Below are 22,636 nucleotides of genomic sequence, written 5' to 3' on the forward strand. Positions count from 1 at the left end.
CGTTTGTTTTTAAAATTGATTAGATTGATAGTAAGAGCTCAACACTAAGGAGAGCTTATGTCTACGTTCAATCTTTCTAGTTACAGATCTTCAGGCAGTGCAGTCCGTCATGAAACAACCGATAAAGAGCATGGCATCGCACACGAAGTGCTTTTGGTTGCCATCATGACCTATCTAGCTAAACAAGAACAAACCAATCAGGGTTTGATTGAGGTCGGACAACTGGTTGAGGGAATTATAGGGAAAAGTCACCCAAACAGCCTTCGCATTGCTTCCGATTTGATTAATGAAGCGAAAGAAAATTTCAAGAAGGCCTAACTACCATCCTGCGGAACGTACTCCATCTTGAGTACGTCGTCCGGTGCCAGGTAAATCCATGAGCCGTCTTCTTTGGATAGCCCGACGAAACCGTTAACCAGTTCAGGCTGTGATCGGTTCATCAGCCCCTCATGGGTTTCACCAGATTTAGTTGTTACTGTGATTTGATATGTAGTCATTTAGAATTATCCACTGTCTGGGTTTATATCACTCTCGTAAATTCCCTGACCATGAACCCCATATCCATTATGTTTGTTCTGCTATCTGTGCCTGTACGACACCATAAACAGAATATTATAAATTCGCTTTCATCTACCATCGCAGCGACGGGCGACTATGAGTGCTCACTCCTGGTTGTCAGCTCAGGAGACACGGTATCGGCGTTTTTGATTCGCTCTGTGCGCTGGCGTGCAGGAGTTGAACGGTCATAGCTAACACAGAGGACGGCGACGGCCTGCGCGTGGTGAATGCTATTCGGTGAATGTGGTCACTGTGACAGCTCCGTATTCCCCAGAGCCAACTTTCATCCAAAGCGTTACAGGAGGGGTGACATTCACTACACGACCTGCCCGGTGCCACGCATCGCTGTCTGCATCATCTGCGTACACAACGAATCCGTCAGTTACAGTGATGTGAGCACTGTTCTCACCAGTCGTTATCTGCACCGGCGTTTGTGTCAGCGTAATGCGTTCAGTACTCATCGAAAGTCGATCCTCTTAATTAACCGGCGCTGCCAGTTCTTGCCAGCTGTCGGCAGTATGAAAGTGTTGCCTGGTGTCTTGTACGTTTTGCTGCCGCCGAATTTGTAGACGAGCGTTATTGATTCGGCATCACTTGTGTCAATGACCGCTGACTGTGCTGCATATGTTTCACCAGTGATGTTTATTTCAATTGGTGATGTTGATATGTCTCCGGATTCAATTTGACCATCGAAAAACAGATCAAATCCTTTTTCAGTATCGCCAGCATAAACCGGCTGATCATCGTTCGTGATTACGCTATCAGATGCGCAAAACATCGCAGTTCCCGCAACAGCACTAAAACTGGCTGTCAGCACTTTTATCTCATCTGTAATGCTGATTATTTCTGCCCGTGAAAATTCGGGGCTCTGATAACTGATTTCACCGTTGTTTATTCCGATTTGAGAGTAAACACCGTCGCTAATTATCTGCGCACGAAATGCCAAGTTTTCTCGACCGATGTGCCTGAAAACGAACTGAGCAGTGACAACCCCCGCGGTGAAATCGAGTAGTTGCGCATGTTCTCCCGTTGAAGCAGTTTCTCTGTACTCTGTCCAGCCTGTTCCGCGTTGAGTGTTCGTTATCCCTGATGTGCTGATGCTGGTCACTAAATTTGATGTCGCGTGATTCAACTCAATTCTGCCAGCGGGAACACTATTGCGATACTCAACAGCCCAGGTGTTTTCAGATGCAAACTCGAATGCACTGGCGCTACCGAACGTGATGTACTCTGGCCCGGTATATGTTATGCGTGAGTCGAGCGTTGCAGCGGTCATGTCGATTGAGTAAAACGGCTTAGACTGCTGAGCGCCGATGAGTACAGAATCAGGAGTCCATACGCCGGGGTTGGCATCACCACCAATGATCGGAGCGCCGGGAATGCTTATCATTTTTGCCCCTTTTTTAGAACTTTGTGCTGATTCAGTTGATACATAGCCGTGATTTTTGCCATGAGATTTTATTTAAATCAGCAATATCGGGCATTCTCAGTGAAAACACCCTGTATTGCAGGTAATAAAAAACCGCCCGGAGGCGGCTTGCTTTCGCTTCATGCCAGATTACTTAGGAAAGTTATTTTCCCGCTGATAGTTTTTGACTGATCATTTTTAATATGGCCTTTGAATTTATAATGATCACCATCCCCATCAATAGACAACTCAAGGTCTGATGTCCCTGTCCCATTAAATGCATTGGTATCATTCTTGTTGTACGGTACCGACTTAACGAAAGCTTTGTTACCTTTTACTTCCCCTTTGTAAAAGCAAACATCATCACCGCCATTGATAGATCCATTGTTTACAATGACAATCCCGCCTAACTGACCATTCTGGTTAACATTAGTATCAAAAATAAGCTTATAAATTCCGTCTTTCATGCTCACTCCTAAGTGGTTATGCCTTATGGCGTGAGCATTATATCACCAACAATTTGGCATCAATTGCTGATTTTTCTACACTTTGCAGTGTGGCTAACTGTTCCCATGCGCCGGGTTTAAGAGCCGTTGTGAAAGTGGCTCTCAGTAAATGGTGGAGAAATCACGCCTTTATGCTGCAAGTCGGTGCTGCTCTTCTATCAGCGGTTGGCGGTGGTTACGCTCAAACATGCTTGTAAGCTCTGCCTTCCGCTTGTCATAGTCCCAGCCCATGGTGATAAACACCGTATCTGCACGCTGAAGTTCCGTGATTGCCCTGATTTGTTCAGCGGTCAGGTAATCCCGAATAGCCTCGGTTTTGCCGATGTCATTCTCTTTTCTGAACTTTGCGGACGTTGTGCCGAGTACGATCCGGTTAATCATGTTGGCTTCGTTGCTGAAGTGGTAATGCTCAGCCTCTTTCCCTTCTGATTCTCTACTGCTCTTGATGGCGTTGGTCATTGGCCGGTATTCTACTCGGGCCAAATCTCGTTCTGCCTGAATCAGCGATTCCTTTCTGGCTTTCTCCCGGTACTCGATGAAGCTATCCACCAGGCGAACCTGACCATCCCTTGCTTTATCACCGCCAATGAATGGCATGGCAATCAGGAACCCACGTTCGGTAAGTTCGAAGCAAGGCTTTGACCTGTTTGATTTATCAACATAAGAGGTCTCCTTGAAATCAAGGGCACCTAAATGTTCCGTCTCAATTAACGACCGGATGTTTTGCATCACGTTATCGTGGCGTCGACCAAATTCAGCCGCGATGACTTCAGTGCTAACAACTGGAGTTCCTTTGACGATCTTAATCAGGTGTTTCATCGGAATTACCTTTTTAGTGATGAACCTTGTCGCACAGGAAAACGGCCCTCAGAAGGCTCCGACAGCCAGCCGGTTCCTCAAGGGTCATCCTGAAAAGTTCTGAGTTGAAATGCGCTGCGATGCGCGGGGGATTTACTGCATAAAAAAGGCCGCCCGGTGGCGACCTCGTTATGTCTCGGGGCTATCAGATCAACTTCTTAGCCAGCTCGACCAGATCATCAAAATACGCATGAGCCTGCGAGCCTGCTGTTTCAACCAGCTCTTTCAGTTTTGCTGCAAATCGCTCTAAATCTGACAGAACTGGCTCAGAGTCGGCTGTCTCAGTAGTAGTGACCACCGGCTCAGTCGTTACTGTTACTGTCTCTGCCGTGGTCGCTGTAGTGTCTGCTGCTGTAGTGTCGGTCATTGTTGTTGCCTCTTTTGATTTGATGAACAGGCTCTTCAGCCAGTTAAGGAGTTGTTTGAGATTTTGCATTCTGCCGATCCTTCTCTATCTGCCGGATTGCAGAGAGTTGATTGTTTGCCTGGTCAATGGCTGTCAGTAGTGGATCTATCCACAACACAGCCTGACAGTAGGTCATTGTGCCGGGGGCAGCGGTGGCAGGACTGGCGCTGTCAGATTTGACGGTATCGGGGTGCATTGCGCTGGAACGTAGACTGTTCGCGTAGTCGAGCAACCGGTCAGCAACATCAGCAGAAATAGCGAGACTGCACGTCGGCTGTTTCTTGAGAATTGTTCTGTACTCAATCTCTTTCTCCTGCGCGTTGCCTGTGATTGTCGCTGTGTATTGCTGTGCGGTGGCCGCTATCTCGTTCGCGCGCTGAAAACTCAGTGCCTGAGTGGAGATAATTGCTGTCTGTGTTGCCGTTTCGCGCTGAAGCTGTTTGATGCTGGCCTGAGCTGTTACCGATTTTCCGTGATAATGCAGGGCCACCATCACCAGACCAATAACTGTCAGCAACAGAACCAGAACGGCAACCGCTGACCATTTGATGCTGCTCACGATTGCCCCCAGTTGCAGACTTCGCGCTCAATCTCGCGTCGATTCATTAGCCCCTTCCACTTCTTGCCACCAGCATAAACCCAGCGACGCAGCTGATCGCATGCGCCAGCGGTATCTCCCTGGTTGATTTTGTACAGCAGTGTTGAGGTTTTGAAATTGCCAGCGCCAACGTTGTACGCAAATGAGTACAACGCAGCGCGGGTCATGTCAGGGATCGGGCGCTTAATATACGGGTCAATCTGTGCAGCAGTTGTGCGCAGATCTTTGTCCAGAAGGGCGTTACATTCCTGCTCTGTGTACGTCTTGCCGAGCATAATGTCTTTACCTGTATGGCCGTAACAAACAGTCAACACGCCAGCGACATCTTTATACGGTTTATACTCAACGCCTTCCAGACTCGGTATTAAAACTGCGGCCATTGCCAGGGCACCACCGGCAGATGCTGCGATCAGTTTGTTGCGCAGCGCAGGAGAAATAGCCATTAATCCTCCTGCCCAGGAGGAGAAAGTATCCCCCTGGAGGTCGCATTTCTGTATGTTTTCAACATCTGATGTTTGTACCAGACGTTAACAATGAACGTAGCGATACCAATAACAACGCCACTCACTATTGCCACCTGATTCCAGTCCAGACTATGTATCCACTGCGACACGCTACCCCCGCATACCAGGGTGCCGGATACGCAATAACTCGCTGCTGATGCGATTTTATCTGGCATGATTTTGATCATCCGTACCTCCCGTCATCGGGGGCTGTGTGTATTGTTGAAAGAGGAAAGTGCGCCGTCCCGACTAACCAGGGAATGTTGTTATTGATTCGGGAGGCGCAAAAGAAAAGGCCCACCGATGTGAGCCCTTGAATAGATGCGGGCGCGACCCCGCTTTATCGCGTGTTATGTGGTGAATGTCATGTTTTTATGACAAAAGTACTTGTCATGGTTTTATGACAATGGTAGTATCTATTCATCGGCAGGGGCATAAGGCCCGGCCAATAAACCAGAAGGGTTTTCGAAATGACTAAATCAGAAATCTTCAAAACAGCACACGAAATCGCTAAATCAACTAACGCTGTCGTGGGCTGCTATCAGATCGCTTTTTCTCTCGCTCTTAAATCTGTTTACGCGTCACTGACCCAGACAATGGAAGAAAAGTTGATCGACATGGGGATGCACGTTTGGGAAAAAGGTGACTATCGTCGAATCTATATAAAAGCAGAACATTATGAGGCTGTTTTCGGACTCAAAACCCAGCACTACAAAACCGGCAACATAAAAAGCGCAATGCTGAACGGTCAGGAAATCAGCAACAGTAAGGCATACAAATTATGCAGCACAGCTAGTTATTTTGACTGCAACACTCAGCAGTTCGTATCAAACATGACACCAATTATCTGATTAACAGCGCCCCGGAAACGGGGCGTAACAGGAAACAATATGACGCCCGAATTTTTAGAATCCGCTGGCAAATTGCTGTTCGGCGACAGATGGCAGACTGATACCGCCGAGCTACTCGGCGTTACGTATCGTACTGTCCGCCGCTGGATATCCGGTGAATCAGCAATTCCATCTGGAATAAAAAAAGATTTGCTCGCAGCTCTGGAAAACAGACAGCAGATGATCGCTGAACTCATTAAACATGAAACCAACAAAAAGGAATTGTCTATGTATCTCGTTGATTACAAAATCGTTCATAAAAATGATAATGGAACAGTCCTGATCCTGAAAAATATCAGAACAAAAAGTAAAGATTGTTATCGGATTGTTCGAAAAATTGATAACTCATTCCGCAACATGACAGACACCAGAACAGCGAATGCATGTGATGAGGGAGCCGAGCACGTCGCTAGGGCACTCCCAAAAAATATTGCAATATGCCAGGCGATTGAGGCGGAGATCGGGATCGGCGGCATGATTGATGTTCTGGACGACCATAATATGATCCCAAAATATAATGATAAAAAAACAGAACAGTATAAAAATGCAGGTTTATGGTTCGATATCGAATAATAAACCGCTAAACATCGTCCACTGCCTGTAATACTATCAACGTTCCCCGCGTCAGCGGGGATAAACCACATTCACTCTCACCTTAAACATTGTTCCCCGCATTAGCGGGGCTAAACCGAAGTGAGCATGAATTGTTCCCCGCCACGGCGGGGATTTTATTGGTCACCCCGCGCCTTAAGCGATAGCTTCCGTACTCGTCAGTACCGGGGTGAATTTGGTGCCACCGCAAGCCAGCATGCAGACCCTAAATATTATCTGCGACCGGCAGCGATGGTCTTTATCAACATCAACGCACCCATCCAGAGTGCGGCCTGCCGATCCGCAATCTTTGCAGGTCTTCAAATCCCGTACGGGTTGTTGTGGTGGCCTTTCTGTCCTCAGTCTTTCGACCTTTCACCATATTGGGCAACCTGTGATTCGATATTCACCACAACGAGAAAAACACTCAACGTCTCTAAAGCGCTCAAAAGCACCCGCTGAATGTTTTTCTCTGTTGTGCAGATTTCAGACATAAAAAAAGCCGCCGTGATGTCCCTAAGAACACGTACGGCAGCTTATGCAATAATGATTGCTCATTTGTTCATTAATGTCAACACGTTCTACGCAACCTTCCCAATTTTATTTACCTTTTTCCGTTCGTTCATCGCTTTTAGCAGCGGGAAATAGATCATGTACTGACTTGCGGCCAGAATTTCGCTCACCTCCCGGCGACAGGTAGACATCGACGGGCGTTTCAGCCGGTTCCCTCCCCTCGTTGCGATTTTGCGTGGAGTTGCAACCTTGTGGATATACACTGCAATGGCGTATTCAGATGAACCATGCGCGTAGTAGCTCAGCAAAATACCAAACGCCTTTTTGTCAATGCACATGACGGAATCTACGACCTGAGAAATCAACATTCCGTCATCGTCATTGCATATCGGACGAGACATACCAGGCTGAGGCTCTACCGTTGCCATATACTGCGCTATCACACTGCTCTGGCGTTTTTCCAGCCTGCCTGAGTAGACCCATGCGCCCCACAGCTCCAGCCAGCCATTAAGCCAGTCGTGCTGTTCTTTTGTCAGGCTCAGTTCACGGACAGTCACAACGTCCTCCACTTCATCAGATGGCTGAAATTTTGCAGGATTTTGTAGTCGTACATAAACGAGTGCTTGCTTTTGTAGAGACGTAACAATTGCCATTTATGGCGCAGGTAGTCAGTCATTGCTCTATCCTCTCGTTTTGCCAGAGTGGCAATGGTTCTTTATGCCCGGCTTTACGGATCCGGGCCTTTGCGTTTCGTTCAATCTGAATCAACTTTTCGATGTTCTGACGACGCTGCTTTTCCTCCTGTCGGAGATATTTAACTGTGTCAGCCAACTGGGTCTCTTTTTTCGCAACAGAGAGCATGTAGACAAATGGATCGAGAACAAACTCACAGCGACGACACCGCACCTGACGATCCTGTTCATTAACCCAAACAATGTCGTGAGGACAGAGCCGCTTACCCGTTCCCTCGGGCAAAAAAGGCAAGCTGTTTTTCTCACTCTCTTCCCTCGCTGGGAACGCCAGGACATTACTTAACTCGTCTTCGGTTTCTGTTGTCATGCTGGCATCCCCTCCCAATAAATTCTTATGAGAACTCTCGACCCAAATGATTCCAGGCCGGTAACAAGAATTGGCGCGTGGTAGTGCCTGTATCCTTTTTCTATCTTCTTGAATGTTTTCAGCCTAATTAGGTCAATCGTATAGCCGTAAGCATCTATTTCAGTGCATCCATTAAGATGAGATACATAGCAATAAAGCGGGCTTTGTCTTTTAAAGATCACTCCCACAGCTTCGTAACCACTGGAAAAAGTAGCTGCTCTTTCTTTTACGGATTTGATCCTTTCAGATTCCAGAAAATTAAGGTTTTCTTGATGAATATCTGAGAGAGATACGTTCCGTCTGCTGTAGATTTCAGGTAGAGACATGGTGTTTTGAGTGCTCATGCTGCCTGCTCCTTCTGATATCTCTCGAACCAGAAAACGATGGGTGATTCCGTTACATGTACCTGACCAAACCTCTCAGCAGTGCGGAAATTGACGCTATGCCTTCTGGCTCTGGAGACTTGCTGCGCTATTTCATTTCTGAATGATTCAACACTGAATGTGGCTTTAAACAGATTGCATGGAGCACATGCAGGGAACAGGTTTTCATACACGTCATTTTCAGGTAGCCAGTGCTCGCCTGTTGCAATGGCACGGCGGACACCATTAGCCTGTCGTGGGCTAAACTCCCATTTGCGTAGCGCAGCCTCAACGTGATCAGCATGCCAGCCCCTTTCTGGCAATTCGCATCCGCAATATGCACATCTGCCGCTAAATTTATTTCTAAGCTCAGCTCGCTGGGATTTTGTCAGTTTCATGCTGCCTGCTCCTGTTGCCGTTTGCGGAGTTTTTCGTAATGACTAGCCCGGCGCGTGAATATGGTTTTCACACGTTTCAGGTACTCGATGTCGAATTTTCGAACCTTGTTGTCATGCTCTATGCGCTCAACCGTGCCCAGGCCAAACTTTTCGATGAGGTTGATGCGATAGGGGATCGGATTGCCGGATAAGTCGCGGTTGCAGTGGACGCAGCTCGCGTTGTTGTTGAAAACATTGAAGCGGAGCCAGGGCGCTGCGCCACGAGAACGATAATGGCTGGCATCTACTGCGCCGCCACGAACGCCGTAATTCAGAGGCCTACCACAGGATATGCAGGGGTCTCCATAATCACGCCAAAAAATGTACCGATTAACCGCTGCCTGAGCCTCTCTGTTCCACTCCGGTTTCCCCTTAAGCCTTTCCCTTCGCTGTCGCAAATCATCACGCTGCAACTTCTCCTGCTTGCGCTGCTCACGCGCAGCATTACGCTCATCAACCTGTTTGTTGAAAGCGATAGCGCATTTGTAGTTGTGGCAGACTTTCTGGAGAGAACTTCGGGGGGTGTATTCAGTTGAACAGATTGGGCACTTTTTCAGTTTCGGCGGCTTCGGCGTTATGCCTTTAGCCATTGGTCAATTCCTTCTGTCGTTCACCTTCACGCTGGAAGTCGTTACCATCGATGGGCATCAGAAAATGCGAGAAACATAGCGCCCAGTCGTTAAGCAGGGTTCCATCACCCAGCCTCACCTGTAACTTTTCTGAGTAAATAAGCCATCTGACGCTACCACCATTAGAGAATTTTCGACCATTAGGCAGTGCAATAACTTCACTCGATGCAACGAGTCTCACAGTCGTAACCACTGTGCCAACAGCCTCGGGGTCACCACCGATCAAAATCGCAAGCCCTCCGGCTCTTAACTCACTCATCCCCTTCCCCTCTCATGTCAGTATTCGGATCAGTCATTTCGTAGAACGATGTGCAGCTATCGCAAACGTATGTTCCATCTGTTGATAATGGCGTGCCGCAACCGGCGCAGATTTGCTCGTTCATCAGTGCAACCTCACTATAGTCCCTTCATGAAGACCGTCCTCAAATCCAATAACGATTGACTTGTCTTCAAATTGCCAGAAAAATTCTGTATCAGGGCTGTCTCCTGTCACTCCCTCAACGTATCCGGCTATCCAGCTCATCATCATGTTTACAGAGTCGACACCATCCGATTCCATATCATCAAGTAAGTCACTGAGGCGATCTGCATATTCGCTGCTTTTATCTGTCATCTGCTCTTCCTCGTTTTGTCAGCCACACGCGCACGCAAGCCATCCACATATTCAAATGTGGTTACCTGGCTCTCGGTGGGTATTTTTCGGGATGTGCGTTTCTGGCGGGGTCGTCTTAGTTTTGCGTGCTCACAGATGAGATAGGTTATGCTGACGTTCTGTCGCATTTGCCGCCCTCACGGTTCCTATTAATCGCTGAAACTCGGACATTCTTTCGCTAACACCGAACTCGCACTGTGTGTTGCCTTTTTTAAACATTGACCCGTTTATGCGGGTAGGATCGTCTTTTTTGAAAACCAACCCTTTCCCGCACAGCCACGTTAATTTCACACTGACAGATGACTTTTTGAACCCCGACCCCGCCGCTATCTCAGCAACTGTCATCCATTCGCCAGACTCCAGTGCCTCAATTACTGCTATCTGTAATTTGCTCATGCTGCCCTCTCAATCAGTCTCGCGCCGAATCTCATCAGCACATCACGATCAACGGTTTTAAACTCACAATGGGTTCGCGGCCATGGATGCCAGATAACAAGCATCTGCCCTCTGTTATTTCCCGATACTGGCTTACCCGTTGTGGCGTTCAGGAAAGAAAGTCGTCCTCCGGTGATAAATCTGACTTCATGCGCCGAACTGATCGCCTCGCGGAACCAGCCAACTGAGGTGTCAGAATTCAGCAGCATCACGCAGCCGATAGCGTTATCTGCATTCTCCGCTGCTGCTTTTTGTACAAATGGACAAACATCGCTGTACGGAGGGTTAAGCCATACGTAGCCGGGGATGTCAGGCTTTGCGGCTTTCCACGATGTTTCGAGTGTATTTTGTTCTTCTGTGATGTAATGCCGACACAACGCGTTATCTGCATCAGCCGCTGCATCCAGGGTGAAACTGAACTCAGCATTGAGCGCTAAAAATATCTCTGGCGGCGTCTGCCAGGCATCCTTGATTTCTGCTGCGGTGTTTGATTTATCAGTCATGCTGCACTCCTGCTATCGCCGAACCGCTTCGCCAGTTCGTCGGCCAATATTGTTTCGTCCTTCCACTTAACGTCATGCTCAGTACCGAATGCGTAGGCACATTCGATAACGTCACACATCTCGCGGATGGTCATTTTGCTGGTAGACAGCCCCAGAACAACGAAACCGCCGTTAATGCCTGGAACAGTTTTCTGTCCCTTTAGCGCGGCGGTTATCACGTGTTTCCATTCCTCCGGTTCCAGCCAGTTGCTGTACCACTCGACCTGTTTTGAAATGTCAGTCAGCATGGCCCACATTTTGTCGTTCTGAGCGACTGAACGGGTCATTTCTGAGATGGTGACAACGAGGGGGTGTTTCAGGTCAGTAGGCAGGTCGCGGATAATCTGGATTACGTTTTGTTTCTGGGCGTCGGTAGCAAGGTAATACTTCGGCTTTTTAGCCATGGTCTACCTCCTCTAATCTCCCTTAATGGATATGCCTGCATTGGTATCCTCATTGATGAGGGCACCATCACTCTTCTCCAGATTGGCGCGGGTGTTCCAGGCGGTAATAGCAGCTCCATCAGTCTCATGGAATCCAGTGCGAGAATCGCATCTCCTGCATTCAACGTAATACCAGTACTGCCCTTCCCCTGTTCCATCCTCAGTAAAGCAGTCAGAATCTACGCCACCACAGAACGGGCAAGGCTTCATCTCAAGCTCATCGTTGGTCATGATCACACCTCTCAATAGGTTGACCGGTAAGAATTCGGTCATGAAAAACTAAGCCAAGGCATTTTGATCTAAGCGCCTGGCGACTTATATATCCTCGCTGGAAAACTGAATGCCACTTAGATTGGATCCGCGTCCATGAGTCAGCTGATTTATGCATTTCAGATAGTGCATAAAGCGCACATTTTACAATGCCCTCCATCACTCCCCTCCCTTACGCGCTGGCTCGGCCAACAAAAATAACGCCTTCTCCATCTCCCGCCTCATGATGCTGTGCAGCACCCGGTCACGCCGATACTGGCACCCCTTGGGCTTGTGCTTTCGGCGTTCCGCAAACGGGAGAGATGATGATTTGTAATACTGCTGCATCTGACGTCCACTTTCGGTTATGTCGATGCGGATAAGCTCTTGTGCTGTGGTCATCCGATGTATCTCCATCCAAATTTTACGATTGCTACAGGCACGAAGCCGATAACAAACCAGGCTAAGGCGAGTGCGAAGAGTGCCGCGAAAGGGTCTTTCCCCTCCAAAGTCAGATTTATGCATGAGCGCAAAAGGGTCCAGAACCACACCAGCATCCAGCCGACCCCGATTATTTTGGCGATTATCATGGTTTCACCCGATGACTTTGTACGCTGTTAATAACACTCACCCCAGCGCTGGTTATCCGATAGCCAGCGAGTTCGACAAACCCCTTCAACCTCACTGACTCGAACGCAAGATAGCCGTCACGCGCCAGACGTTTTGTCGTCTCCGACCACGAGTTGATTAGTCCCGGACTATCAGGATCTGTCTCAGCAGCAAAAGCTCGTTCAAGTATTGATAGTTGTGTTTTGTTCATCAGGCCACCCCCTTGTTTTCTATCAGGTACATTCCATTGCGGATCTGCTTAGCTTTGCTGCGGTCACCCAACAGAAACGGCTGCGGCTCTTTCTGGAACCCTGCCCGGATGTTCTGCGCATCATCCATGCCAATCAGAACGCTCTCGCATTTCTGTATTCCGGTCAGCAGGTAGGCCCGATACCGTTTTTCGAACTCTTTGGCGCGGAACGGTATTTCGTCCTCAGTCATCCCGGCAAACTCAACCCAACCGCCCATGTCAGCGACAATTGCGTGGATAATCGGATCGTCGAATACAACACTGTTACGGCGGCCATAGCTGCAAATTGCTTTATGGCATTTCGACCAGGCCAATAACGCCTTGCCATCTTTGTTGCCCTCGATATGACGCAGAAGGTCAGCGGGTTTCGGGAAGAACTGACCGTTGTCGGTGTCGCGGGTATGCCCCTGGAATGATCTGGAGACGTCTTCAATCGGGTATGGCTTCAGGGCGTTCCAGTAAATACCAATCATCACCTCGGATATGTCTTTGCCGTAAATCTCGCCAATGGCGGCCATCGACTGAGCGAACTTTGGTTTTTCAGAATCAATCATCAGAACGGTGCTCCTGTGTCTTTGGCCCCGGCCCAGCGCTGAAGGGTGTCTAGGTTACGTGCGGTGGTTGCAGTGTACTGACCTTCGGCTATCGCCCTTGCATGCTCGTTGTCGGCCAGGTCACGCAGTTTCTCAACCTGAGCAGCGTCTCTGAGCAGCGTCTCAATACCGTCATAACGCTTGTTAGACGGGTTTTTGCCCATCAGCCAGATGTCGAATTTGGCACCAGTGATCGCCTTGCAAAGTTCGTCAACCGTGAAGCCCTGAGCCAGTCGGGCTTTGATCCGTCTTCTGCGCTTGTCGTCGAGTTTTGATGCCTGGTGGTTATGCTCGGCCTGCCAGTGGGTGAATACCTGCCTGACCGGATCAACAACAGGCTGTTCAGGTGGTGGCGATTCAATGGGTACTTGCGGGGTTATTTTTTCTTTCACGTCCCCCGTGGGGACTATAGGGGCATTAGTGTCTTTCTTTGTCTTTAGAGTATGTCTTTTGTGTGTCTCTGACTTAGAGACTTCGTTTGTCTCTAACTTAGAGACATTCCGTGTCTCTGGTTTAGAGACAAGGTTGCTAACTTGGAGACACTTGCTGAATTGCCACGCTGAAACCTCCTTGTTAACACCGATTTGATTTCCATCCATCAGAAGGCAATTCATTGAAATCAGTTCTTTTTTTGCCTTGTTGACGTTCTGGCGAGATATGCCTGTAAGCAGGGCTATCTGTTCGTCGGCAATGCGATCTGTTTTCTTGTTAAAGCCATAGGTTTTACGGATGTAGGCCAGCATTATTTTTAACTGCCGGGCCGTTAAATCGGCACTTGCGATAGCCTCAAGCAGCTCGTTAGCGATTCTGGTATAACCATTATCGGTATCGACCACGCGGCGCTCCACGACCTGCAAATCAGGTCTTATTGCTCTGACATTGTTAAGGGCTGGCTCTGCCATGAGTTGACCCTCCCCTGTTTACATATCCAGTTATTCCTGGCATAATTACCTCGCTGAATTTTTTCAGAAATCGATTGTTATCTGCACTGAATCCTCGGCTGCAACCGGGGATTTTTTATTGGTCAGAACAGCGCAGGTGTTGATTTTTTTGCTCTGCCCTTCTTTGGTTTTTCAGCTGGGAGTGATGTTTTATCAGCCCACTGTTTTGCGTAATAAAAACAGTCGTCAAACATCGCTCCTTTCTTGCTGGCCTGCGAACATCGCTTATAGTGGTCGACACCACGGAACGCGCTGCTTTGCGCGACAGATTCCGGGTAGCCGAGTTTGATAAGCTGACTTCTGATATTCTGTTCAATAAATTCAATGTGATTCACTACATCCTCCTATGCGGAAAATGATTCCTCTTTTGGCTCAGTCATTTCCAGCTGCAACTTTGCGAATTCCATCGCAACTGTCATCAGCCACCGGTATTGATCCAGTGGTAATTTTTTCTCCCCGTGCATGACAAAATCCTCCACACCGCAGGCGGCGAGAGTTTCCATGATTTCCGGGTATTTCCTGGTGCGATGCAGAATTGTCGAGTCAGCTACATTCAGCAGACTGGCCACTACTGTCTGACGCGTATTACTTAATGCCTGGTGTGCGGTAGCCAGCAAATGGCGACCGATAAACGAAATGCTTTTGCGTGTTTTTGCATGTTCCATCTGTGATAATTCTCCGTGTTGATTTACATGTGGCGGTGCCGTGGGGCTGCCACTTAATGTTTGCGGGTGAATCACCCGGCGGCCTGATTGTGTAAAGAGCGGTGTTACTTAAGCGGCTGTTTCCTGTGATGAAAACACCAGACTTTCTTTAGTTACCGGCTGGATGGCTGGAAACTCTTTTGACGCTGTTTCAATTTTTTTGGCTTTTCCGGGTGAAGGTCGGCGGACCCCGTAGGCGATCAGGTTCAAGTAGCCTGGTGTTGTATCCGCCAGTGCCGCGAGCCTCGACCATTCGTCGGCACTGGCTTCCTTCCTCCAACGGAGTAAATCGTTGAGCATGGTCTTGTCCTCGTTATGACTACAGACAAGACTTTATCATTATGATAAATGAACTGCAAGCGCATTTTATCAACTTGCATATTTATCAAGAAGATAAATGATGAAAAAATAGGGGTATGGAAAATAAAGAAATCAGGCGTAAAAATCTCGCCGATCTTCTAAGTAGGCATTTAGAAGAAAATCCTGAATCTAACAGAGCAAAGTTCGCTGAACTCTGCGGATTAGTACCGGCGCAGTTAAGTCAACTGCTGGGGAATAAATCTTTCCGTAACATCGGCGACGCGCTTGCCAGAAGGGTTGAGGCGGCGTTGGAATTAAATCATGGGTGGATGGATTCATTGCATGATGTAGTCCAGCAAAATTCTGAATTAGAGTTTGCGGGTCCGATCAGAAGTGGCTATGTTCCAGTAATGGGCGAGGCCATTCTGGGGATAGGTGGATCTGTGGATATGATCGAATTCCAGGCTGGCTGGCTGCGAGTTTATAGCGGAGATAAAGATGCCTACGGGCTGAAAGTCAAAGGGGATAGCATGTGGCCGCGCATACAGTCTGGCGAGTTTGTTGTTATTGAACCGAACACCGCAGTTCGGGCCGGGGATGAAGTTTTTGTACGAACTAAAGAGGGTCACAACATGATAAAAATCATGAATAAGACCAGGGACGGAAACTATAAATTTTCAAGCGTGAACAATGATCACAGGCCGGAGACACTAACGCCAGGTGATGTTGAAACGATGCATTTTGTGGCAGCAATCGTGAAACCAACCCGCTATATAGCGTATGAAGACATTTCAGTTGACGAAAACAGATTAGCGTAAATAAAACCAACAACCCGGTCACTGTGCCGGGTTTTTTGTGTCCTCGATCCTCATCCGGCCAGCACCGGATTCCCCGCATAATACATTGATTTATTTATCTTAATATCTAAAACAATCTCCCACCGACGCCATCTTGCCCCCCCACCCCTGGCTTGATTAGCCGCACTGTAGCGTAATTTAAAAATAAATATCCTTATAAATCATTTTTATAAATACAAAAGTGAATTTATTTATCATTTTGCTATTGTGATTAATTTATCATTTAGATAAAGTATATCCATCAGCACGACACACCGCTACACAGTCAGCTGATTTGCTCTTTAACAATCAGGATTGAGGGTGATTCACCCCACCAAAGGCAGTTGGCTTTGGACTGGATGAAATGCAGCTGCATCGACAGCAACCGCGAAGATAAGCAACGCGGCGTCCAGTACCTAAGCCAATTGAGGAGTCCACCATGCCACGTAATCCACAAAAGAACCTGGCTCGTGCAATCGTGCATCACGAACGCAAAGAGTACATCCGCAAAATTGACCGGGCATTTAATCGACTGGCGGCGGATTGCAGTAGCGACAGAGTACTGACAGCAGTAACGCATGCACCTGACTGGCGCTGCAAATCATCTGATGAGCCTGAGTTCATCAATATGGAGAATTCGCAGTACAGGAAAGTGCTGAACGAAGCTGGGCGTCAGATAAATGCTCGGCAGAAACAGCGCGGTAAATCAATTCCATTAATTTAACAGCGAGGCAGGTATGGATAAGATATATTTCGAATTCGCAAAAAAATCATCAATAAACAAAAGTAGGGAGGAAGGAGCTTTCAGCTTTTTTCAATACAACCTTTCAGCAGAAATGGCAATAACGGAAATAGCCAGTCAGTTGAAAATTGAGGACGCTGAGATTTTCGACAAAAATCAGGCTGAGCATATCAGGGCCGTGCTTAGCATAGCCCTGAAGATGATTAGTTAAAAGAAAACCTTTCCTTTTGGTTCGGGATTCTCTTCGTTAAATTTCTTCTTTGCCACTTCCCGACATGAGGGAAGAATATCAGCAATGCGCTGTATCAGCTTTTCCGGTGTGATTATCGACTGGTCTCCTGAAGCGAGAGCCAGTGCCAAATCATAAGCGACAGACTCAATATTTCTGTCGCCAGCAAAGACATTTGCAGACATAAAACATTCCTTATTTTGACTGTGGAAACAGCAGTCTACGCCTTTCCTTTGACTGTGGAAAGCAGGGAAACCACGCGCCGGGCGTGGCTAAATATCCCGGCATGAACTGTTAACAAGCCGCCACCTGAGCGGCTTTTTTATTACCTGAATAGGTGGTCACATGAGCTATCGCGGCATGTCGTGGACGGTCACGTTTTCATTATGTGGCCTGTTATTTGCGTTGGTTATTTATGGAATTGTGGAGATGTTAATATGGGTATAGATACAGGCGGGCCAGCGTTTCCAGAGATGGGTAATGTTGCACATAATTCTGACTGGTTGCTTGATAATGGCATGACGCTGCGTGATTATTTTGCTGCTAAGGCTATTAACGGAATCCTTTCTGACCCTGATGCTGGACTGATGGATGATGACTTAGAACGGTACGCAAAGATTTCATTTAAAGTCGCCGACGCCATGATTAAGGCGCGCAACCAATAACCGGTAAGGAGAGGATATGGGCGATATGGGGGATTACTGGCGTGACTTAAAGCCCGAACTGAAGGAACGGAAAAGGAAAGCAAGAGATGGCGCTCACGAAGGAATTAAGTCTTTTTTCATGAAAAATGGAATTGAATTTGAAGAGGGAAATAACACGATAATATTCAGGACTCCACACGGAACAGTAGCATATTACCCACCAAGCCAGCGCATGCAGCACAAAAACAAGTGGAAAGATTGCAGCCCGACATACTGCATGAATTACGTTAATAAACTCAGAACCCAGTAATTGAGTAACAACGCAGAGCTGATTACCGGTCAGCTCTCCAATGTATTCAGAGCGCCCTCTTTTGAGGGCTTTTTTATGCCCACAGGAGAGGAATAATGAGCGAGACAACGGATATAGCGATACTCGAAATAAAGCCCGAACAGGCACCGGCGCTTTACGTTCCGAATGGTCTTGATACCTATCTCGACCACATCCGGGAAATGGCGAAGGAAACGCCAGATGTGACCACTGCAAAAGGACGCGAACGCATAGGATCACTGGCGCGGCAAGTAGGTAGCAGCAAGACGGCAATAGAGAAGCCGGGGCGTGACTACCTCCGTCGTCTTAAAGAAGCGGTAAAGCCAGCAGAAGAAGAATTGCGGCGATTCACTCGCGAGTGTGACGCCATCCGTGATGCAATTCTTGCTCCGCGCATTGAATGGGAAGCCGAACAGGAACGGTTAAAGGCCGAAGAAGAGGCAAGGATTGCTGCTGAAAAACTGGCGGCGAAAATCGAATCTGACCACGAATTAGCCCTGTTGTTGAATGAGAAATTCGACAGCGACGCAGCACAAAAAGCAGAAGAAGCCGAACGCCAGCGCATTGCACATGAAGAAGAGCTAAAGCGTCAGGTGGTTGAGCAGGCACGAAATGAAGCTGAAGCCGCTGCACAGCAGGAACGACAACAGCATCAAGACGCACTGAGCGAAATAAATGGCATACAACAACAGGTCATTATCGCGCAGACAGGACGGGCTGGCGTCCGCGAGGGCGGCACTATCGAATGCATCCGCGAGACGCTGGCAGAAACTGAAGCGTGGCCCATTGATAAGCGATTTGGTTCACTGCAAGGCACTGCTGAGAAAGTGAAACAACAATCTGTCGAGCAAATTAAACAGATGCTTGTTGCAGCAGAGATCATTCAAAGGCAACAGGATGAATTAGCCAAAGCGGAGCGTGAAAAGCAGGCAGCTATTGCCGAGGCACAGCGGAAAGCGCAGGAAGAGGCAGATCGCATTAAGCGCGAGGCTGAGCAAAAGGAAGCTGCCCGACTGGCTGAAGAAAAGCGCATCGCTGATGAGGCTGAAAAGAAGGCCGCAAACAAGGCGCATCAGGCAGAAGTGAACAACGCCGCGATGGCTGTTCTCACCAAGACTGGGATCAGCGATGAGTGTGCAAAACAGGCAATTATCGCAATTGCACAACATCAGATCTCATCAGCTAAATCTGGTGATCGCCCGATAATTCAACTCAATTACTAATCAACCACAGGAAGCAACCCATGCTAGCAACAGCAGCTCATGGGGCGGCATTGGGCTGCCCTAAATTCAACGCGTTCGGTTATATCGAGCGCCATCCGTCAAACATTCTGACAAGTGCGTCATTCACCCCGCCACCGCGTAAAAGCCTTCTAGAAAAACTGGTTGAGTTCCTGAGCAGGAGTATTCAGCCGTGAAACTGACCATTAAAGATAACGAGGAAATAGACGGAATTATTTCAAACCTCACAGAAGGAGACAGGGAAATAATTCAACTGGAATTAGAGCGACTAACGAAACAGCGTAATCCGTTTTTGGCTGCTATCCGCAATCATGATCCTGATGAGTTTACCCAAGAGGCATGTGACTGGCTTGAGGATGACGTCGATTATCAGAATAAAATTGATGGCATGTTTTGGGAGGCGCTCGTTTACCGACTCACCCGCGAGTACGCAATTAACATCTGGCGGGATAAACACAGTTATTGGGAGGTGGCGTGATGAACCAGCAATTGGTTAATCAAATTTTCGAAATAGTAAATCCCCTGAAAGTTGAATTTGAACAGGTATGTTCTGAGAAGTCAGTAACGTTCAAGCGTGAGTCTGAGTTTGCAATGCAGATATTTGCAAATAACGACTATCTGGCGGGGGTGGCAGTACAAAACCCAACATCAACACGTAGTGCCATCATGAACGTGTCAGCTATCGGGATAACACTGAACCCGGCACAAAAACTGGCTTATCTGGTGCCAAGAAAGGGCGCTATCTGCCTCGACATTAGCTACATGGGCTTGATGCATATTGCACAACAGTCAGGCGCTATTAAATGGTGCCAGTCAGCAATAGTCAGAAAAAACGATAAGTTCATGCGTTCCGGTATCGATAAAGCCCCAAGACATGATTTCAACGAGTTCGACACTCAGGAACAGCGTGGAGATGTCGTAGGAGCCTACACGGTCATTAAGACCGATGAAGGTGATTACCTGACCCACACCATGCGGGCCGAAGATATCTTTTCCATCCGTGACCGCTCAGAAGCGTGGAAGGCATACAAGACAAAGGGGAAATCATGCCCATGGGTCACTGACGAAGAGCAAATGATCCTCAAGACCGTGGTCAAACAGGCCGCGAAGTACTGGCCACGGCGTGAGCGACTGGATGCCGCAATCGACTATGTGAATACAGAAGGTGGCGAAGGGATTGCTTTTAACAATGACAGCCAGCAAGAGCGCGATGTTTCACCCGCAAGCCAGGAAACAATAGCGAGAATTAATGATCTGCTTTTGTCGATGGGTAAGACGTGGGATGACGACATGTTACCTCTTTGCTCAAACATTTTCCGACGCCCTATCACATCACCTTCTGAAATGACTGAGCCTGAAGCGGTCCGCGCTCTGGACTTTCTTGCTAAAAAGGCTAAGGCGGCAGCATGACACCGGAGATCATAAAGGATCGCACAGGGATTGACATTATCCACGTCGAACAGGGAAGCGAGGACTGGCTAAGGCTAAGGCTCGGAGTGATTACGGCCTCTGAGGTTTCAAACGTCATTGCAAAGCCTCGGAGCGGCACAAAGTGGACGGACATGAAAATGTCCTATTTTCACACCCTGCTGGCAGAAGTCTGCACCGGCGTATCACCTGAAGTCAACGCAAAGCCGCTGGAATGGGGCAAACAGCACGAAGACGCAGCGCGGGCGTTGTTTGAGTTCACATCAGGTGTGCAAGTAACTGAAGCGCCGATCCTGTTTCGCGATGAAACATTGCGTACCGCCTGCTCCCCTGATGGCCTGTGCAGCGATGGCCGTGGACTCGAATTGAAATGCCCTTTCACCTCCCGAGACTTTATGAAATTTCGCCTTGGCGGGTTTGACGCAATAAAAAGTGCATACATGGCACAGGTTCAATACAGCATGTGGATAACCGGCAAGGATGCATGGTATTTCGCCAATTACGACCCGCGAATGAAGCGTGAAGGGATTCACCACATCGTCGTCGAGCGAGACGAAAAATACATGTCAGATTTTGAAGAAATGGTGCCGGAGTTCATCGAAAAAATGGATGAAGCGCTGGCGGTTATCGGGTTTAAATTCGGCGACCAGTGGAGATGAGGCATGAAAAAAATCGCAATGTACCGGCGAGGCAAAGGGTATGCGAACGAGGGTCTGAAAGAGCGGATCCTTTGGCAACTCAGCAAGCGCCCTATGACCGCAAAAGAATTAGCCGCAACACTCAAAATTGACGTTCGCTATATCGTCGTTCAGATGCGCGACAGAACGCTCTCAATAGACAAAGTAGCAAAAATAACGGCGGGGGAATGGTTCACAGACGAAACAGGATTCAGAGACAGACTGTACAGTCTCGCAGCCAGTCCACGGCGGCAGTCACCAAAAACCACCCGGTCACAGAACATCCTCATCAGCAAAAAATCACTCTCGTCACTCGGCGAAGAGCAGCGCCAAAAGAACATCCTCGCTGCTCAGCGTCGCGCCAGGCTGATTGCTGCTGGCCTCTACATAACGGAGCTATGAAATGACAGTTAAACGATATGAACCAAGCACTTGTGGTGCCGTACAATTCATGGTTGAGCACACATCTGGTGAATACGTCAAATATGAAGACTATGCCGCCCTGCAAGCGCAGGTGAACGCGCTGGCGGCTGAGAATGTGGTGATGAAAAATATCATTCACCCCATAGCTAATGAGCATACTAACGTTGAGTGCACTGACCGCCCAGTTTGGTATGTATGCGACCCGCGTCAGATGATGTCTCCTGATGCCTCGAGTCTATGCAGTATGTTTCATGGGCCATTCTGGAGTCGGGAACGCGCTACTGATTTTATGAAAAACACATGCTACCGCTACGGTAAAAATGCTTCTGTGTTTTGCACCAGTCTTTACCATTATCCAGAAATGCGAAATTTATATGACGCCTCAAAAGAACTAAAAACCCCAGCCACCGATGCCGCCATTCGGAGATTGCAAAATTACTCAGATATTGATCTTGTGCAGAAATTTAACGAACACATTGTGCGTGCTGGGCTATCCGATGCTGAATCAGTAACTATTCAAGAGTGCAGAGACGCATTACTGCATGTTGTTACACGTCGAAACGGTGAGGTGAAATGATGGCTAACTACTGTGATAACTGCGGATGCCGTAAATTAAATGGCTACTGCACAGGCTGCGAAGAAGAAGCATATATAGCATTCGTTCAGGCTCCTGATTATGAGTTCAGTGAACCATTTATGGAAAAAGCGTGGCAACAGGAAAAAGACCGAAATAAGGGAGGCGACCATGCGTGAGCGCCCATACGACAAAACTCTACCTACTGCTCAGTAGGAGGTAATAATGATCAGTTTCGATAAATGGCTAAATTCACAGGGTAAAGACACTGAAATAAATGAGGATGATTTACCCGATGGAATTACGGAACGTGATGGAAAGTTTTATGCAGATTGCTGTAGATGCGAACGTGAAACAGAGATTTATTGCGATATATCAGAAATTCCAAATGACGGATATGAGCATTATTGCGGAGGTAGCCCAAGGTGCTGTCCGTAAA

Annotated in this window: 45 protein-coding genes; 15 read left to right on the plus strand and 30 right to left on the minus strand. The window is 48.0% G+C overall.

Going from position 1 to position 22,636, the window contains the following annotated elements:
• Window positions 1-57: 57 nt before the first annotated feature.
• Window positions 58-318 (plus strand): hypothetical protein, encoded by a 261-nt coding sequence (locus EH228_RS04435; RefSeq protein WP_152320476.1) that lies wholly within the window; start codon window positions 58-60, stop codon window positions 316-318.
• Here the strand turns inward: EH228_RS04435 and EH228_RS04440 are convergent.
• The 8 genes from EH228_RS04440 to EH228_RS04475 form a co-directional block, all read right to left on the minus strand.
• Complete coding sequence (locus EH228_RS04440; protein WP_152320477.1) at window positions 315-497, minus strand: hypothetical protein; 183 nt, start codon at window positions 495-497, stop codon at window positions 315-317. The two genes, EH228_RS04435 and EH228_RS04440, sit on opposite strands and share 4 nt — an antisense overlap.
• 518 nt (window positions 498-1,015) lie before the next feature.
• Window positions 1,016-1,948, minus strand: a complete 933-nt coding sequence (locus tag EH228_RS04445; protein ID WP_152320478.1) for a hypothetical protein — start codon at window positions 1,946-1,948, stop codon at window positions 1,016-1,018.
• A 158-nt stretch (window positions 1,949-2,106) separates the two neighbouring features.
• A complete protein-coding gene (locus EH228_RS04450) occupies window positions 2,107-2,433 on the minus strand; it encodes a GrlR family regulatory protein (RefSeq protein WP_152320479.1) in 327 nt (108 codons plus the stop codon).
• A gap of 168 nt (window positions 2,434-2,601) precedes the next feature.
• On the minus strand, window positions 2,602-3,291 hold the full coding sequence (locus EH228_RS04455) for a Rha family transcriptional regulator (protein ID WP_152320480.1): 690 nt from the start codon (window positions 3,289-3,291) through the stop codon (window positions 2,602-2,604).
• Between the two features lie 184 nt (window positions 3,292-3,475).
• Window positions 3,476-3,766: a hypothetical protein gene (locus tag EH228_RS04460; protein ID WP_152320481.1), complete on the minus strand. Its 291-nt coding sequence runs from the start codon at window positions 3,764-3,766 to the stop codon at window positions 3,476-3,478.
• Entirely contained in the window at window positions 3,741-4,295 is a 555-nt protein-coding gene (locus EH228_RS04465; RefSeq protein WP_240116222.1) for a hypothetical protein, read from the minus strand. Before EH228_RS04465 ends, EH228_RS04460 begins: the two co-directional genes overlap by 26 nt.
• Window positions 4,292-4,777, minus strand: coding sequence for a lysozyme (locus tag EH228_RS04470; RefSeq protein WP_152320482.1), 486 nt, complete (start codon window positions 4,775-4,777; stop codon window positions 4,292-4,294). Before EH228_RS04470 ends, EH228_RS04465 begins: the two co-directional genes overlap by 4 nt.
• Window positions 4,777-5,025 (minus strand): phage holin, encoded by a 249-nt coding sequence (locus EH228_RS04475; RefSeq protein WP_193323268.1) that lies wholly within the window; start codon window positions 5,023-5,025, stop codon window positions 4,777-4,779. The genes EH228_RS04470 and EH228_RS04475 overlap by 1 nt, the downstream gene beginning before the upstream one ends.
• 282 nt (window positions 5,026-5,307) lie before the next feature.
• Here EH228_RS04475 and EH228_RS04480 point away from each other — a divergent pair, with 282 nt between their 5' ends.
• On the plus strand, window positions 5,308-5,688 hold the full coding sequence (locus tag EH228_RS04480; RefSeq protein ID WP_152320483.1) for a hypothetical protein: 381 nt from the start codon (window positions 5,308-5,310) through the stop codon (window positions 5,686-5,688).
• 39 nt (window positions 5,689-5,727) lie between these two features.
• On the plus strand, window positions 5,728-6,300 hold the full coding sequence (locus EH228_RS20140) for a helix-turn-helix domain-containing protein (protein WP_193323269.1): 573 nt from the start codon (window positions 5,728-5,730) through the stop codon (window positions 6,298-6,300).
• 599 nt (window positions 6,301-6,899) lie between these two features.
• On the opposite strand, the gene EH228_RS04490 is transcribed toward EH228_RS20140, so the two are convergent.
• The 21 genes from EH228_RS04490 to EH228_RS04595 form a co-directional block, all read right to left on the minus strand.
• On the minus strand, window positions 6,900-7,388 hold the full coding sequence (locus EH228_RS04490; protein ID WP_152320484.1) for an antiterminator Q family protein: 489 nt from the start codon (window positions 7,386-7,388) through the stop codon (window positions 6,900-6,902).
• Entirely contained in the window at window positions 7,385-7,507 is a 123-nt protein-coding gene (locus EH228_RS04495; protein WP_152320485.1) for a YlcG family protein, read from the minus strand. The genes EH228_RS04490 and EH228_RS04495 overlap by 4 nt, the downstream gene beginning before the upstream one ends.
• Window positions 7,504-7,890: a hypothetical protein gene (locus tag EH228_RS04500; protein WP_152320486.1), complete on the minus strand. Its 387-nt coding sequence runs from the start codon at window positions 7,888-7,890 to the stop codon at window positions 7,504-7,506. The genes EH228_RS04495 and EH228_RS04500 overlap by 4 nt, the downstream gene beginning before the upstream one ends.
• Complete coding sequence (locus tag EH228_RS04505; protein ID WP_152320487.1) at window positions 7,887-8,273, minus strand: hypothetical protein; 387 nt, start codon at window positions 8,271-8,273, stop codon at window positions 7,887-7,889. Before EH228_RS04505 ends, EH228_RS04500 begins: the two co-directional genes overlap by 4 nt.
• A complete protein-coding gene (locus tag EH228_RS04510; RefSeq protein ID WP_152320488.1) occupies window positions 8,270-8,689 on the minus strand; it encodes an HNH endonuclease in 420 nt (139 codons plus the stop codon). Before EH228_RS04510 ends, EH228_RS04505 begins: the two co-directional genes overlap by 4 nt.
• Window positions 8,686-9,318: a recombination protein NinG gene (locus EH228_RS04515; RefSeq protein WP_152320489.1), complete on the minus strand. Its 633-nt coding sequence runs from the start codon at window positions 9,316-9,318 to the stop codon at window positions 8,686-8,688. The genes EH228_RS04510 and EH228_RS04515 overlap by 4 nt, the downstream gene beginning before the upstream one ends.
• On the minus strand, window positions 9,311-9,616 hold the full coding sequence (locus EH228_RS04520; RefSeq protein ID WP_152320490.1) for a hypothetical protein: 306 nt from the start codon (window positions 9,614-9,616) through the stop codon (window positions 9,311-9,313). Before EH228_RS04520 ends, EH228_RS04515 begins: the two co-directional genes overlap by 8 nt.
• Window positions 9,609-9,740 (minus strand): protein NinF, encoded by a 132-nt coding sequence (locus EH228_RS20785; RefSeq protein ID WP_152320491.1) that lies wholly within the window; start codon window positions 9,738-9,740, stop codon window positions 9,609-9,611. Before EH228_RS20785 ends, EH228_RS04520 begins: the two co-directional genes overlap by 8 nt.
• A complete protein-coding gene (locus EH228_RS04530; protein ID WP_152320492.1) occupies window positions 9,740-9,970 on the minus strand; it encodes a hypothetical protein in 231 nt (76 codons plus the stop codon). Before EH228_RS04530 ends, EH228_RS20785 begins: the two co-directional genes overlap by 1 nt.
• On the minus strand, window positions 9,967-10,137 hold the full coding sequence (locus EH228_RS20790; protein WP_152320493.1) for a NinE family protein: 171 nt from the start codon (window positions 10,135-10,137) through the stop codon (window positions 9,967-9,969). The genes EH228_RS04530 and EH228_RS20790 overlap by 4 nt, the downstream gene beginning before the upstream one ends.
• Window positions 10,100-10,405: a MarR family transcriptional regulator gene (locus EH228_RS04540; protein ID WP_152320494.1), complete on the minus strand. Its 306-nt coding sequence runs from the start codon at window positions 10,403-10,405 to the stop codon at window positions 10,100-10,102. Before EH228_RS04540 ends, EH228_RS20790 begins: the two co-directional genes overlap by 38 nt.
• Complete coding sequence (locus EH228_RS04545) at window positions 10,402-10,947, minus strand: phage N-6-adenine-methyltransferase (RefSeq protein ID WP_152320495.1); 546 nt, start codon at window positions 10,945-10,947, stop codon at window positions 10,402-10,404. The genes EH228_RS04540 and EH228_RS04545 overlap by 4 nt, the downstream gene beginning before the upstream one ends.
• Window positions 10,944-11,390: a recombination protein NinB gene (locus EH228_RS04550; protein ID WP_152320496.1), complete on the minus strand. Its 447-nt coding sequence runs from the start codon at window positions 11,388-11,390 to the stop codon at window positions 10,944-10,946. Before EH228_RS04550 ends, EH228_RS04545 begins: the two co-directional genes overlap by 4 nt.
• A 12-nt stretch (window positions 11,391-11,402) precedes the next feature.
• Complete coding sequence (locus EH228_RS04555; protein WP_193323270.1) at window positions 11,403-11,660, minus strand: Lar family restriction alleviation protein; 258 nt, start codon at window positions 11,658-11,660, stop codon at window positions 11,403-11,405.
• Window positions 11,661-11,858: 198 nt separating this feature from the next.
• The gene (locus EH228_RS04560; RefSeq protein WP_240116223.1) at window positions 11,859-12,080 is read right to left on the minus strand and encodes a DUF7301 family protein; all 222 of its coding nucleotides are present in this window, start codon (window positions 12,078-12,080) and stop codon (window positions 11,859-11,861) included.
• Window positions 12,081-12,264: 184 nt separating this feature from the next.
• Window positions 12,265-12,498, minus strand: a complete 234-nt coding sequence (locus EH228_RS04570) for a hypothetical protein (RefSeq protein WP_152320499.1) — start codon at window positions 12,496-12,498, stop codon at window positions 12,265-12,267.
• Window positions 12,498-13,091, minus strand: a complete 594-nt coding sequence (locus EH228_RS04575) for a DUF6475 domain-containing protein (protein WP_152320500.1) — start codon at window positions 13,089-13,091, stop codon at window positions 12,498-12,500. The genes EH228_RS04570 and EH228_RS04575 overlap by 1 nt, the downstream gene beginning before the upstream one ends.
• Window positions 13,091-14,032, minus strand: a complete 942-nt coding sequence (locus tag EH228_RS04580; RefSeq protein ID WP_152320501.1) for a replication protein — start codon at window positions 14,030-14,032, stop codon at window positions 13,091-13,093. The genes EH228_RS04575 and EH228_RS04580 overlap by 1 nt, the downstream gene beginning before the upstream one ends.
• A 122-nt stretch (window positions 14,033-14,154) precedes the next feature.
• Window positions 14,155-14,406: a hypothetical protein gene (locus EH228_RS04585; protein WP_152320502.1), complete on the minus strand. Its 252-nt coding sequence runs from the start codon at window positions 14,404-14,406 to the stop codon at window positions 14,155-14,157.
• A 9-nt stretch (window positions 14,407-14,415) separates the two neighbouring features.
• Complete coding sequence (locus EH228_RS04590) at window positions 14,416-14,736, minus strand: hypothetical protein (RefSeq protein WP_152320503.1); 321 nt, start codon at window positions 14,734-14,736, stop codon at window positions 14,416-14,418.
• Between the two features lie 108 nt (window positions 14,737-14,844).
• Window positions 14,845-15,075: a transcriptional regulator gene (locus tag EH228_RS04595; protein WP_152320504.1), complete on the minus strand. Its 231-nt coding sequence runs from the start codon at window positions 15,073-15,075 to the stop codon at window positions 14,845-14,847.
• 116 nt (window positions 15,076-15,191) lie between these two features.
• Between EH228_RS04595 and EH228_RS04600 the strand changes: the two genes are divergently transcribed.
• The 3 genes from EH228_RS04600 (at window position 15,192) to EH228_RS04610 (ending at window position 16,864) form a co-directional block, all read left to right on the plus strand.
• On the plus strand, window positions 15,192-15,893 hold the full coding sequence (locus EH228_RS04600; protein ID WP_152320505.1) for a S24 family peptidase: 702 nt from the start codon (window positions 15,192-15,194) through the stop codon (window positions 15,891-15,893).
• A 457-nt stretch (window positions 15,894-16,350) separates the two neighbouring features.
• Window positions 16,351-16,635 (plus strand): hypothetical protein, encoded by a 285-nt coding sequence (locus tag EH228_RS04605; RefSeq protein WP_152320506.1) that lies wholly within the window; start codon window positions 16,351-16,353, stop codon window positions 16,633-16,635.
• 13 nt (window positions 16,636-16,648) lie between these two features.
• Complete coding sequence (locus tag EH228_RS04610) at window positions 16,649-16,864, plus strand: hypothetical protein (RefSeq protein ID WP_152320507.1); 216 nt, start codon at window positions 16,649-16,651, stop codon at window positions 16,862-16,864.
• Here EH228_RS04610 and EH228_RS04615 read toward each other — a convergent pair.
• Window positions 16,861-17,067, minus strand: a complete 207-nt coding sequence (locus EH228_RS04615; RefSeq protein WP_152320508.1) for a hypothetical protein — start codon at window positions 17,065-17,067, stop codon at window positions 16,861-16,863. The genes EH228_RS04610 and EH228_RS04615 overlap by 4 nt on opposite strands.
• Before the next feature lie 252 nt (window positions 17,068-17,319).
• Here EH228_RS04615 and EH228_RS04620 point away from each other — a divergent pair, with 252 nt between their 5' ends.
• The 9 genes from EH228_RS04620 (at window position 17,320) to EH228_RS04660 (ending at window position 22,376) form a co-directional block, all read left to right on the plus strand.
• On the plus strand, window positions 17,320-17,547 hold the full coding sequence (locus tag EH228_RS04620; RefSeq protein WP_240116224.1) for a hypothetical protein: 228 nt from the start codon (window positions 17,320-17,322) through the stop codon (window positions 17,545-17,547).
• 16 nt (window positions 17,548-17,563) lie between these two features.
• Window positions 17,564-17,836 (plus strand): hypothetical protein, encoded by a 273-nt coding sequence (locus EH228_RS04625; protein WP_152320509.1) that lies wholly within the window; start codon window positions 17,564-17,566, stop codon window positions 17,834-17,836.
• A 95-nt stretch (window positions 17,837-17,931) separates the two neighbouring features.
• On the plus strand, window positions 17,932-19,077 hold the full coding sequence (locus EH228_RS04630; RefSeq protein WP_152320510.1) for a hypothetical protein: 1,146 nt from the start codon (window positions 17,932-17,934) through the stop codon (window positions 19,075-19,077).
• Between the two features lie 190 nt (window positions 19,078-19,267).
• A complete protein-coding gene (locus EH228_RS04635) occupies window positions 19,268-19,573 on the plus strand; it encodes a hypothetical protein (protein WP_152320511.1) in 306 nt (101 codons plus the stop codon).
• Window positions 19,573-20,505 (plus strand): recombinase RecT, encoded by a 933-nt coding sequence (locus EH228_RS04640; RefSeq protein WP_152320512.1) that lies wholly within the window; start codon window positions 19,573-19,575, stop codon window positions 20,503-20,505. Before EH228_RS04635 ends, EH228_RS04640 begins: the two co-directional genes overlap by 1 nt.
• On the plus strand, window positions 20,502-21,182 hold the full coding sequence (locus tag EH228_RS04645; RefSeq protein ID WP_152320513.1) for a lambda exonuclease family protein: 681 nt from the start codon (window positions 20,502-20,504) through the stop codon (window positions 21,180-21,182). Before EH228_RS04640 ends, EH228_RS04645 begins: the two co-directional genes overlap by 4 nt.
• A 3-nt stretch (window positions 21,183-21,185) precedes the next feature.
• Window positions 21,186-21,602: a regulator gene (locus EH228_RS04650; protein ID WP_152320514.1), complete on the plus strand. Its 417-nt coding sequence runs from the start codon at window positions 21,186-21,188 to the stop codon at window positions 21,600-21,602.
• Window position 21,603: 1 nt separating this feature from the next.
• Window positions 21,604-22,200 carry a hypothetical protein gene (locus EH228_RS04655; RefSeq protein WP_152320515.1) on the plus strand — a complete coding sequence of 199 codons (597 nt, stop codon included), beginning with the start codon at window positions 21,604-21,606 and terminating at the stop codon, window positions 22,198-22,200.
• Window positions 22,197-22,376: a hypothetical protein gene (locus EH228_RS04660; RefSeq protein WP_152320516.1), complete on the plus strand. Its 180-nt coding sequence runs from the start codon at window positions 22,197-22,199 to the stop codon at window positions 22,374-22,376. Before EH228_RS04655 ends, EH228_RS04660 begins: the two co-directional genes overlap by 4 nt.
• The last annotated feature ends 260 nt before the right edge of the window (window positions 22,377-22,636 follow it).

Origin of the sequence: Erwinia endophytica, assembly GCF_009295515.1 — a bacterium.
GTDB lineage: Bacteria > Pseudomonadota > Gammaproteobacteria > Enterobacterales > Enterobacteriaceae > Erwinia > Erwinia endophytica.

Coding starts and splice junctions, on each gene's coding strand:
- EH228_RS04475 (WP_193323268.1), bottom strand. CDS start 5,025: ATGATCAAAATCATGCCAGATAAAATCGCATCAGCAGCGAGTTATTGC.
- EH228_RS04590 (WP_152320503.1), bottom strand. CDS start 14,736: ATGGAACATGCAAAAACACGCAAAAGCATTTCGTTTATCGGTCGCCAT.
- EH228_RS04440 (WP_152320477.1), bottom strand. CDS start 497: ATGACTACATATCAAATCACAGTAACAACTAAATCTGGTGAAACCCAT.
- EH228_RS04615 (WP_152320508.1), bottom strand. CDS start 17,067: ATGTCTGCAAATGTCTTTGCTGGCGACAGAAATATTGAGTCTGTCGCT.
- EH228_RS04570 (WP_152320499.1), bottom strand. CDS start 12,498: ATGAACAAAACACAACTATCAATACTTGAACGAGCTTTTGCTGCTGAG.
- EH228_RS04550 (WP_152320496.1), bottom strand. CDS start 11,390: ATGGCTAAAAAGCCGAAGTATTACCTTGCTACCGACGCCCAGAAACAA.
- EH228_RS04505 (WP_152320487.1), bottom strand. CDS start 8,273: ATGAGCACTCAAAACACCATGTCTCTACCTGAAATCTACAGCAGACGG.
- EH228_RS04520 (WP_152320490.1), bottom strand. CDS start 9,616: ATGAGTGAGTTAAGAGCCGGAGGGCTTGCGATTTTGATCGGTGGTGAC.
- EH228_RS04470 (WP_152320482.1), bottom strand. CDS start 4,777: ATGGCTATTTCTCCTGCGCTGCGCAACAAACTGATCGCAGCATCTGCC.
- EH228_RS04555 (WP_193323270.1), bottom strand. CDS start 11,660: ATGACCAACGATGAGCTTGAGATGAAGCCTTGCCCGTTCTGTGGTGGC.
- EH228_RS04545 (WP_152320495.1), bottom strand. CDS start 10,947: ATGACTGATAAATCAAACACCGCAGCAGAAATCAAGGATGCCTGGCAG.
- EH228_RS04655 (WP_152320515.1), top strand. CDS start 21,604: ATGACAGTTAAACGATATGAACCAAGCACTTGTGGTGCCGTACAATTC.
- EH228_RS04575 (WP_152320500.1), bottom strand. CDS start 13,091: ATGATTGATTCTGAAAAACCAAAGTTCGCTCAGTCGATGGCCGCCATT.
- EH228_RS04580 (WP_152320501.1), bottom strand. CDS start 14,032: ATGGCAGAGCCAGCCCTTAACAATGTCAGAGCAATAAGACCTGATTTG.
- EH228_RS04480 (WP_152320483.1), top strand. CDS start 5,308: ATGACTAAATCAGAAATCTTCAAAACAGCACACGAAATCGCTAAATCA.
- EH228_RS04450 (WP_152320479.1), bottom strand. CDS start 2,433: ATGAAAGACGGAATTTATAAGCTTATTTTTGATACTAATGTTAACCAG.
- EH228_RS04645 (WP_152320513.1), top strand. CDS start 20,502: ATGACACCGGAGATCATAAAGGATCGCACAGGGATTGACATTATCCAC.
- EH228_RS04605 (WP_152320506.1), top strand. CDS start 16,351: ATGCCACGTAATCCACAAAAGAACCTGGCTCGTGCAATCGTGCATCAC.
- EH228_RS04445 (WP_152320478.1), bottom strand. CDS start 1,948: ATGATAAGCATTCCCGGCGCTCCGATCATTGGTGGTGATGCCAACCCC.
- EH228_RS04455 (WP_152320480.1), bottom strand. CDS start 3,291: ATGAAACACCTGATTAAGATCGTCAAAGGAACTCCAGTTGTTAGCACT.
- EH228_RS04560 (WP_240116223.1), bottom strand. CDS start 12,080: ATGACCACAGCACAAGAGCTTATCCGCATCGACATAACCGAAAGTGGA.
- EH228_RS20140 (WP_193323269.1), top strand. CDS start 5,728: ATGACGCCCGAATTTTTAGAATCCGCTGGCAAATTGCTGTTCGGCGAC.
- EH228_RS04660 (WP_152320516.1), top strand. CDS start 22,197: ATGATGGCTAACTACTGTGATAACTGCGGATGCCGTAAATTAAATGGC.
- EH228_RS04530 (WP_152320492.1), bottom strand. CDS start 9,970: ATGACAGATAAAAGCAGCGAATATGCAGATCGCCTCAGTGACTTACTT.
- EH228_RS20785 (WP_152320491.1), bottom strand. CDS start 9,740: ATGAACGAGCAAATCTGCGCCGGTTGCGGCACGCCATTATCAACAGAT.
- EH228_RS04600 (WP_152320505.1), top strand. CDS start 15,192: ATGGAAAATAAAGAAATCAGGCGTAAAAATCTCGCCGATCTTCTAAGT.
- EH228_RS04595 (WP_152320504.1), bottom strand. CDS start 15,075: ATGCTCAACGATTTACTCCGTTGGAGGAAGGAAGCCAGTGCCGACGAA.
- EH228_RS04515 (WP_152320489.1), bottom strand. CDS start 9,318: ATGGCTAAAGGCATAACGCCGAAGCCGCCGAAACTGAAAAAGTGCCCA.
- EH228_RS04630 (WP_152320510.1), top strand. CDS start 17,932: ATGAGCGAGACAACGGATATAGCGATACTCGAAATAAAGCCCGAACAG.
- EH228_RS04640 (WP_152320512.1), top strand. CDS start 19,573: ATGAACCAGCAATTGGTTAATCAAATTTTCGAAATAGTAAATCCCCTG.
- EH228_RS04620 (WP_240116224.1), top strand. CDS start 17,320: ATGGGTATAGATACAGGCGGGCCAGCGTTTCCAGAGATGGGTAATGTT.
- EH228_RS04625 (WP_152320509.1), top strand. CDS start 17,564: ATGGGCGATATGGGGGATTACTGGCGTGACTTAAAGCCCGAACTGAAG.
- EH228_RS04650 (WP_152320514.1), top strand. CDS start 21,186: ATGAAAAAAATCGCAATGTACCGGCGAGGCAAAGGGTATGCGAACGAG.
- EH228_RS04460 (WP_152320481.1), bottom strand. CDS start 3,766: ATGCAAAATCTCAAACAACTCCTTAACTGGCTGAAGAGCCTGTTCATC.
- EH228_RS04510 (WP_152320488.1), bottom strand. CDS start 8,689: ATGAAACTGACAAAATCCCAGCGAGCTGAGCTTAGAAATAAATTTAGC.
- EH228_RS04435 (WP_152320476.1), top strand. CDS start 58: ATGTCTACGTTCAATCTTTCTAGTTACAGATCTTCAGGCAGTGCAGTC.
- EH228_RS04610 (WP_152320507.1), top strand. CDS start 16,649: ATGGATAAGATATATTTCGAATTCGCAAAAAAATCATCAATAAACAAA.
- EH228_RS20790 (WP_152320493.1), bottom strand. CDS start 10,137: ATGCGACAGAACGTCAGCATAACCTATCTCATCTGTGAGCACGCAAAA.
- EH228_RS04495 (WP_152320485.1), bottom strand. CDS start 7,507: ATGACTGACTACCTGCGCCATAAATGGCAATTGTTACGTCTCTACAAA.
- EH228_RS04540 (WP_152320494.1), bottom strand. CDS start 10,405: ATGAGCAAATTACAGATAGCAGTAATTGAGGCACTGGAGTCTGGCGAA.
- EH228_RS04500 (WP_152320486.1), bottom strand. CDS start 7,890: ATGACAACAGAAACCGAAGACGAGTTAAGTAATGTCCTGGCGTTCCCA.